This is a genomic window from Pseudomonas sp. 2VD, from assembly GCF_005503585.1.
GTDB lineage: Bacteria > Pseudomonadota > Gammaproteobacteria > Pseudomonadales > Pseudomonadaceae > Pseudomonas > Pseudomonas aeruginosa.
The window spans coordinates 1-8,862 of sequence record NZ_SCND01000265.1; the positions used below are offsets into that span (position 1 = coordinate 1).

At 67.7% G+C, this 8,862-nt stretch carries 7 protein-coding genes; 3 read left to right on the forward strand and 4 right to left on the reverse strand.

Annotated elements, in window-relative coordinates:
- Positions 1-1,194, reverse strand: a 1,194-nt coding sequence (gene argA, locus FFS27_RS23335; protein WP_137952234.1) for an amino-acid N-acetyltransferase, incomplete at its 3' end; no start/stop codon positions are given.
- 336 nt (positions 1,195-1,530) lie between these two features.
- On the opposite strand from argA, the gene FFS27_RS23340 reads away from it, so the two are divergent.
- The gene (locus tag FFS27_RS23340) at positions 1,531-2,232 is read left to right on the forward strand and encodes a MarC family NAAT transporter (protein WP_021263151.1); all 702 of its coding nucleotides are present in this window, start codon (positions 1,531-1,533) and stop codon (positions 2,230-2,232) included.
- On the opposite strand, the gene argE is transcribed toward FFS27_RS23340, so the two are convergent.
- The 3 genes from argE to FFS27_RS23355 all read right to left on the reverse strand — a co-directional run bounded on the left by argE (position 2,205) and on the right by FFS27_RS23355 (position 5,451).
- Entirely contained in the window at positions 2,205-3,359 is a 1,155-nt protein-coding gene (gene argE, locus FFS27_RS23345; protein ID WP_021263152.1) for an acetylornithine deacetylase, read from the reverse strand. The two genes, FFS27_RS23340 and argE, sit on opposite strands and share 28 nt — an antisense overlap.
- A gap of 99 nt (positions 3,360-3,458) precedes the next feature.
- The gene (locus tag FFS27_RS23350; RefSeq protein WP_009314471.1) at positions 3,459-4,727 is read right to left on the reverse strand and encodes an inorganic phosphate transporter; all 1,269 of its coding nucleotides are present in this window, start codon (positions 4,725-4,727) and stop codon (positions 3,459-3,461) included.
- 46 nt (positions 4,728-4,773) lie between these two features.
- A complete protein-coding gene (locus FFS27_RS23355) occupies positions 4,774-5,451 on the reverse strand; it encodes a TIGR00153 family protein (protein ID WP_003096272.1) in 678 nt (225 codons plus the stop codon).
- Positions 5,452-5,564: 113 nt separating this feature from the next.
- On the opposite strand from FFS27_RS23355, the gene FFS27_RS23360 reads away from it, so the two are divergent.
- Together FFS27_RS23360 and FFS27_RS23365 are read left to right on the forward strand one after the other, a co-directional pair.
- Complete coding sequence (locus tag FFS27_RS23360; RefSeq protein ID WP_003096273.1) at positions 5,565-6,929, forward strand: CYTH domain-containing protein; 1,365 nt, start codon at positions 5,565-5,567, stop codon at positions 6,927-6,929.
- A 37-nt stretch (positions 6,930-6,966) separates the two neighbouring features.
- Positions 6,967-8,751 (forward strand): GspE/PulE family protein, encoded by a 1,785-nt coding sequence (locus tag FFS27_RS23365; RefSeq protein ID WP_003096276.1) that lies wholly within the window; start codon positions 6,967-6,969, stop codon positions 8,749-8,751.
- The last annotated feature ends 111 nt before the right edge of the window (positions 8,752-8,862 follow it).

Below are 8,862 nucleotides of genomic sequence, written 5' to 3' on the forward strand. Positions count from 1 at the left end.
GAACCAGTGCGCGGTCCGCGTGGTGAGCACGAACAGGGTCTTCAGGCCGAGTCCGCGCGCGCGCTCCTCGATCCGCTCCAGCAGTTCGTCGCCACGCCCGCCGTGGCGGTACTCCGGGTTGACCGCCAGACAGGCCAGCTCGCCCGCCTCGGAATCGGCGATCGGGTAGAGCGCGGCGCAGGCGATGATCAGCCCTTCGCGCTCGACGATGCTGAACTGTTCGATCTCGCGTTCCAGCACCTCGCGGGAACGGCGTACCAAGATGCCCTGCTCTTCCAGCGGGCGGATCAGCTCGATCAGCCCGCCAACGTCCTCGATGCCCGCCTCGCGCAACTGTTCGAACTGCTCCTGGGCGACCAGGGTGCCGTTGCCGGTGCGGGTGAACAGCTCGCTGAGCAGCGCGCCGTCCTCGGTGTAGCTGACGATATGGCTGCGCTTGACCCCGGCCCGGCAGGCCTGCGCCGCGGCGTCCAGCAGCTCGGCCTGGTAGCTGTTGCCCAGCCGTTGCAGGTGCGCGGGCACCTGCTGCGGGCGCAGTTCGCGGACCAGCTTGCCGGATGCGTCCAGCAAGCCCTGTTCGGCGCCGTAGAGAATCAGCTTTTCCGCTTCCAGGTCGATGGCGGCGCGCATGGCCACGTCTTCGCAGGCCAGGTTGAAGATTTCCCCGGTCGGCGAGTAGCCCAGCGGCGAGAGCAGGACGATGCTGCGCTCGTCGAGAAGGCGGCCAATGCCCTTGCGGTCGATGCGACGGACCTCGCCGGTATGGTGGTAGTCGACACCCTCGACCACGCCGATCGGCCGCGCGGTGACCAGGTTGCCGCCAGCGACCCGCAGGCGCGCGCCCTGCATCGGCGAGGCGGCCATGTCCATCGACAGCCGCGCCTCGATGGCGATGCGCAGACTACCCACGGCGTCGATGACGCATTCCAGGGTCGGCGCATCGGTCACTCGCAGGTCGCGGTGATAGCGCGGAGCCAGGCCGCGCGCGGCCAGGCGCGCCTCGATCTGCGGGCGCGAACCGTGCACCAGCACCAGGCGCGCGCCGAGGCTGTGGAGAAGGACCAGGTCGTGGACGATATTGCCGAAATTGGGATGCTCCACCCCTTCGCCGGGGAGCATGACCACGAAGGTGCGGTCCCGGTGCGAGTTGATGTAGGGCGAAGCGTGACGTAACCAGTTGACGTAGTCGGGCATGGTGGGGAAAGCCTGTCGTTTCGTGAGCGAGAGCAAAGCGTGAGCGGCCGGGACGGCCCGAAGGGCGCCGTTATCGTCGTCGCAGCAACATCGACAGGCTTCTCCTCACTTTCTGGTTAACGAGACGGATGGATCACGCGCGAGTTTAAACCCTCGGCGGCCCCGCAGCGGCGGGATTCGACCATGGTACGGGGCTTGGGGCCGGACCGAACCGTTTTACCACTATTTCTGAAAAAAACTATCCGAAAACCCCGGTTAACTCGCGCAGCGCTTTTTCGCTAGGCTGCCTCGTTCGCCGTGCCGTCCGGCGCGCAACCACGCGAACGAGGAAAATCCATGAGCGAATACTTCCATCACGTCCTGGTCGGCCTGCTCGCCGTGCTCCCGGTAGCCAACCCGCTGACCAGCGTCTCGCTGCTGCTCGGCCTCGGCGGCAGCCTGCCGCCGGCGGAGCGCAACCGGCAGATATTCAAGGCCAGCCTCTACGTGGCGCTGATCATGCTGGTCAGCTTCTACGGCGGCAGCCTGGTGATGCAGGTGTTCGGCATCTCCATTCCCGGCCTGCGCATCGCCGGCGGGCTGATCGTCGCCTATATCGGCTTCACCATGCTGTTCCCCGCCACCACGCCGGACGAGACCGAAGTCCAGCACGACCTGCTGTCGGACGAGGAAAAGATCACCCCGCACTTCCGCGACCTGTCCTTCGTTCCGCTGGCCCTGCCGGGTACCGCGGGGCCGGGGACCATCGCCCTGGTGGTCAGCTCGGCGTCGACGCTGCAATCCACCTACGGAAGCATTCCGCTGTTCATCCACCTCGCGGCGATCACCGTCACCCTGCTCACCGCGCTGATCTTCTGGATCGCCCTGCAAAGCTCCGGGCGCATCATGAAGTTCCTCGGCGAATCCGGGATCGACGCCATCTCGCGAGTGGTCGGCTTCCTGCTGGTGGCGATGGGCGTGCAGTTCGTCATCAACGGCGGCTTCGAGCTGGTCGCCGACCACGCCGCGCTTCAGTCGGCGGCGGGCGTCAGGCAGTAATGCTGGATCAGCCGGCGCAGCACGCCGACCATCGGTTCGATACGCGCCAGTTCGAGGTGCTCGTCGGGCTGGTGGGCACAGGCGATGTCGCCGGCGCCGAGGACCAGGGTCTCGCTGCCCAGGCGCTGGAAATATGGCGCCTCGGTACCGAACGCCACGGCCTCGGCGCGATGCCCGGTCAGGCGTTCGGCGACGCGTACCAGTTCGCTGTCCTGCGCCTGTTCGAACGGCGGCACGGCAGGGAACAGCGGCTGGTAGTCGATGCTCACCTTGTGCCGTTCGGCCAGCGGCCGCAGGCGCTGGCGGATCGCCTCGCGCAACTGCTCAGGCTGCATGCCGGGTAGCGGGCGCAGGTCGAATTCCAGCGAACACTGGCCGCAGATGCGGTTGGGATTGTCGCCGCCGTGGATGCAACCGAAGTTCAGGGTCGGCTGGGGCACGCTGAACTGCGGGTTGTTCCAGACCTGCTGCCATTCCCCGCGCAGCGCCATCAGCTCGCCGATGGTCGCGTGCATCGCCTCCAGGGCGCTGCGCCCGAGGTTCGGATCGGACGAATGGCCGCTCTGCCCGAGAATCTCGATGCGCTCCATCATCACCCCCTTGTGCAGGCGGATCGGCCGCAGATTGGTCGGCTCGCCGATCACCGTGGCGCGCCCCAGCGGCCGCCCGCTTTCGGCGAGGGCACGGGCGCCGGCCATCGAGCTTTCCTCGTCGCAGGTGGCGAGGATCATCAGCGGCTGGCGGAACGGCTGGTCGAGCAGCGGCAGCAAGGCCTCGATGGCCAGCGGGAAGAAGCCCTTCATGTCGCAACTGCCGAGGCCGTACCAGCGGCCGTCGCGCTCGTCCAGGCGCAGCGGATCGCTGCTCCACAGCGCTTCGTCGTAGGGCACGGTATCGGTGTGGCCGGCCAGCACCAGCCCGCCGGGACCGCTGCCGTAGCTGGCCAGCAGGTTGAACTTGCCCGGCGAGACTTCCCGGATCTCGCAGCGGAAGCCTAGATCGCCCAGCCAGGAGGCCAGCAGGTCGACCACCGGGCGGTTGGTCTGGTCCAGCTCGGGCTGGGTGCAACTGACGGAAGACGCGGCGATCAGCGCGCCGAACTGGTCTTTCAGAGACGGCAACGGCATGGGACTCTCCACACGGATCGAGCCCCATCATGGCCTATCGCGGCGGTGGATAAAACCGTCCGTTCCGGTTCCGCCTGCGCCAGCCGACGAAGACCGAGCTCAGGCGCCGAACAGCGCGCGCAGGACCAGGAAGAACAGGATCGCCAGCAACGCGCCGGCCGGCAGGGTCACTACCCAGGACAGGAAGATCGAGCCGATCACCCGCAGGTTGAGCGCGCCGATACCGCGCGCCATGCCGATGCCGAGCACCGCGCCGACCAGGGTATGGGTAGTGGACACCGGCAGGCCGATGGCCGAGGCGCCAACCACCGTGGAGGCGGTCGCCAGCTCGGCGGCGAAGCCGCGGCTGGGGGTCAGCTCGGTGATCTCCCGGCCGATGGTGGCGATCACCCGGTAGCCATAGGTAGCCAGGCCGATGACGATGCCCACCGCGCCCAGCAGCAGTACCCAGGACGGCACCGGTGAGCGGGTCACCAGTTCCAGGTCGCCGCCGGCCTGGACCACTGCGACGACCGCCGCCACCGGGCCGATGGCGTTGGCCACGTCGTTGGCGCCATGGGCGAAAGCCATGGAGCAGGCGGTGAAGATCATCAGCACCGCGAAGACCCGCTCGACGCTGGCGAAGCCGCCACGCGGATCGGCTCCGCCAGTGGGTCGGATGCGCAACAGCAGGACGATGCCCAGGCCCATCACCAGGCCACCGGCGAGCAACGCCAGGCCCAGCGTCTGGATGCCGGAAAGCTCCAGGCCGACATGCTTCAGGCCCTTGCCGACGGTCATCAGCGCGACCATGAAGCCCGCCAGGAACATGTACAGCGGCACGTAGCGGCGCGCGCTGCGGAACGGGTCCTCGGCATGCAGTACCAGCCACTGCACGCTCCTGAACAGGGCGAAGGCGAGCAGCCCGGACAGCACCGGCGTCACCACCCAACTGGCGACGATCGGGCCGATCGCGCCCCAGTGCACCGCGTGCACCGAGACACCGACCGAGGCGAAGCCGATGATCGCGCCGACGATGGAGTGGGTGGTCGACACCGGCCAGCCCTTGATCGTCGCCAGCAACAGCCAGACCCCGGCGGCCAGCAAGGCCGAGAGCATGCCGAAGACCAGCAGGTCGGGGGTCATGTACTGCGGGTCGACGATGCCGCTCCTGATCGTTTCGGTGACCTCGCCGCCGGCGAAGTAGGCACCGCAGAACTCGAAGACCATCGCCACCAGGATCGCCTGGCGGATGGTCAGCGCCCGTGAGCCCACCGAGGTGCCCATGGCGTTGGCGACGTCGTTGGCGCCGACGCCCCAGGCCATGAAGAAACCGAACAGGCAGGCGAGTACGAGGAAGGCGAAGCCGTGGTCGGCGATCAGGGACATGGGCGGGGATCCGTATGCGGGCAGAAGGCGGAAAGAAACCTGGCGCTCAACGCGCCAGCAATTGCTCCAGGCGGTTGCCGACCCGCTGGGCGCGGTCGGCGACATCGCCGATCCATTCGATGATCTGGTAGAGGAACATCACGTCCACCGGCGGCAGCTCGCTTTCCAGGCGGAACAGCTCGCGGCGCACCTCGACCTGGATGCGGTCGGTGTCGTTCTCGATCGCCTCGAGTTCCTCCACCATGCTCTCCACCAGACTGGTCTCGCGCCCGCCGAAGCCGGTCTCGAGCAGTTCGTTGAGTTCGTTGACTACCCGCAACGCCTGGGCGCTGGCGTCCACCGAGCGCTGCACGTAGGCGAGCATCTGGCCCTGCAGCGGCAGCGGGATGCGCATGCGCCGGCCCAGCATCAGCCCGGCGATGTCCTTGGCGCGATTGGCGACTTTGTCCTGTACACTGAGCAGCTCCAACAGATCGGAGCGCGGCACCGGAAGGAACAGGCTCTTGGGCAGGTGCATCCGGACGTTCTTCTTCAGCCGATCGGCTTCCTGCTCCAGTCGCACCATGTCCTGCTGAACCTGTTCGACCTGCGCCCAGTCCTCGGCGATCACCGCGCGGAAGAACGGCAACAGGCCGGCCGCGCATTCGTGGGCCTTGGCGATGTGCTGCTGCATCGGCCCGATCGGCGAACGGCCGAACAGGCTGATGAACGGATTGGTCGGCATGGAACGCCTCCCTGGTGGAAATGCCGAAAAGTATAGGCCACCCACCCCGCGCGCCTTTGATCTGGAACACCTTCACCCGCGGACGCCTGGCGTCCCGAGCCGGACATCGCCCCATGCAGAAAGAAACCGAAATCAAACTCCGCGTCAGCCGCGCCACCCTGGAAGCCTTGCAGGAGCACCCGTTGCTGAAGAAACGCAACAAATCGGGCTGGGAGCGCCGCGAACTGTACAACCAGTACTACGACACCCCCGGCCGCGAGCTGGCCCGGGCCAAGGTCGCGCTGCGCATGCGCCGCGACGGCGAGCAGTACATCCAGACGCTGAAGAGCCGCGGGCAGAGCGTGGCCGGGCTGTCCGAACGCAACGAGTGGGACTGGTACCTGGAAAAGAACAAGCTCGACCTGAAGAAACTCGACGACAAGTGCTGGCCGGCGGCCCTCAAGGACCTCGACAAGAAGCAGCTCAAGCCGATCTTCAGCACCGACTTCGTCCGCCAGCGCGCCGAGATCGCCTGGGGCCGCGGCAAGGCCAGGGTAGTCGTGGAGGCGGCGCTCGACCTGGGCAAGGTGGTCGCCGGCGACAACCAGGAGGAAATCTGCGAACTGGAGCTGGAACTGCGCCAGGGCGATGCCGCCGCGCTGCTCGAGCTGGCCGCGGAACTGGCCGCCGACCTGCCGCTGATGCCCTGCGACATCAGCAAGGCCGAGCGCGGCTACCGCCTGTTCGACCCGAACAGCTACGAGGTCGATCCCCCGGCGCAGAAACTGCTGGCGGAAACCCCGCTGGACGGTGCCTTCGCCGCCATCGCCTGGTACCTGCTCGGCAGCAGCCAGCGACTGGCCGAACAGTATCGCTTCAACGGCCACTGGCGCCTGCTGGAGGACTGGCTGCAACACCTGCAGGACCTGCGTACCCTGCTCGGCAGCCTCGGCCAGGCGGTGCCACGCGCCAGCAGTCGCGAGCTGCGCGAAGCGCTGGACGCTCTCCTCGCCGACTGGGCGCCGCGCATCGAGCGCGGCCGTGACGACGAGATGCTACGCCAGCAGGCGCCGCAACTGTTCCGCGGCGAACTCGACGAGACCCGCTGGGGCCTGTTCTCCCTGAATGCCTCGCGCTGGCTGCTGGCCAAGGCCTGGACCGAGTCGCGCAACGAGCGCGGCAACCGCCAGGGCTCTGCCGCGCTGGGCAAGTGGCTGCTGCGCAGCCTTGCCGAAGAAGCCCAGGCCACGCCGCTGGCGCGCGCCCATCAGCATCCCGAGCTGCTCCCCGACCAAGCGCCGCGCCTGCAGCGCATGCTTACCTGGTTGCGCCTGGCGCGCGGCGTGCTCGACCTGCCGGAAGCCGACCGCCTCTACGGCGAACTGGCCAAGTTGCTGGAGCTGCTGCGGCAACCTGTCGATGCCGAGCGCCTGGCTGCCCGCGCCACGCAGGCCCATACTGTGCTGACGCTCAAACCCTGGAAGGCGCTGATGAAATAAGCTTCGCCGCTACCGCCATCATCCGAAGGGAGTCTGCATGTCCGTGTTCGCCACCGCCGCCCAGGACCGCCTGCTGGACCTCGGCGACCTGCTCCGCGAGCTGGTCGCCCAGGGCCGGGTCGGGCAGGAGCAGGCCGAACAGTGCCTGGCGATCCGCCGCAGCGCGGTGCGCAACCAGCAGCATCCGCTGGAGTTCCTCGCCGCGCAGCAGGTCGAGGATCTCAAGCGCCCCGGACGCAAGCTCGACCTGGAGACCCTCACCCAGTGGCTGGCCGAGTACGCCGGCCAGCCCTACCTGCGCATCGACCCGCTGAAGATCGACGTCGCCGCGGTGACTCCGCTGATGTCCTACGCCTTCGCCCAGCGCCATGGCATCCTCGCCGTCGCGCTGAGTCCGGAGGAAGTCACCATCGCCAGCGCCCAGCCCTTCGTACAGGGCTGGGAAAGCAACCTGGTGCATGTGCTCAAGCGACCGATCAAGCGGGTGGTGGCGAACCCGGCGGACATCCAGCGCTACACCGTCGAGTTCTTCCGCCTGGCCCGCTCGGTCAGCGGCGCCACCTCGCCGGACCAGAAGATCAGCGGCGTCGGCAACTTCGAACAGTTGCTCAACCTCGGCGCCGCCGACCAGGAGCCGGACGCCAACGACGCGCACATCGTCACCATCGTCGACTGGCTGTTCCAGTACGCCTTCCAGCAGCGCGCCAGCGACATCCACATCGAGCCGCGCCGCGAGCAGGGCACCGTGCGCTTCCGTATCGACGGCGTGCTGCACAACGTCTACCAGTTCCCGCCGCAGGTGACCATGGCGGTGGTCAGCCGCCTGAAGTCGCTGGGACGGATGAACGTGGCGGAGAAACGCAAGCCGCAGGACGGCCGGGTCAAGACCAAGACCCCGGACGGCGCCGAGGTGGAGCTGCGCCTGTCGACCCTGCCCACCGCCTTCGGCGAGAAGATGGTGATGCGCATCTTCGACCCCGAGGTGCTGCTCAAGAGCTTCGACCAGCTCGGCTTCTCCGCCGACGACCTGCGCCGCTGGCAGAGCATGACCAGCCAGCCCAACGGCATCATCCTGGTCACCGGCCCCACCGGCTCGGGCAAGACCACCACGCTCTACACCACGCTCAAGCAACTGGCCACCGACGAGGTGAACGTCTGCACCATCGAGGACCCGATCGAGATGATCGAGCCCTCGTTCAACCAGATGCAGGTCCAGCACAACATCGACCTGACCTTCGCCAGCGGCGTACGCGCCCTGCTGCGGCAGGACCCGGACATCATCATGGTCGGCGAGATCCGCGACCTGGAGACCGCCGAGATGGCGATCCAGGCGGCGCTCACCGGGCACCTGGTGCTCTCCACCCTGCACACCAACGACTCGCCCACGGCGATCACCCGCCTGCTCGAACTGGGCGTGCCCTACTACCTGATCCGCGCCACGGTGCTAGGGGTCATGGCCCAGCGCCTGGTGCGCACACTCTGCCCGCACTGCAAGGCGCCGATGCAACTGGCGGACAGCGACTGGCACGAACTGACCCGCCCCTGGAGCGCCCCGCCGCCCAGCGGCGCGCACCAGGCCGTGGGTTGCCTGGAGTGCCGCGACACCGGCTATCGCGGGCGCGCCGGCGTCTATGAAATCATGCTGCTCAGCGATAGCCTGAAAGAACTGATCACCGCCGACACCGACCTGGTCGCCCTGCGCCGCCAGGCGTACAAGGAAGGCACCCGCAGCCTGCGCCTGTCCGGCGCGCAGAAGGTCGCCGCGGGTATCAGTACGCTGGAGGAAGTACTGCGGGTGACCCCGCAGAGCGAACAGAAGTAGCGGCACATCCCGTCGGCGGAGTTCCGACGGTTGCACGGCACAACGCCGGACGGGCCTGCCAGGCCCACAGACAAGGATGTAGACGATGACGAGCGCTCCCCCCGCCGTCCC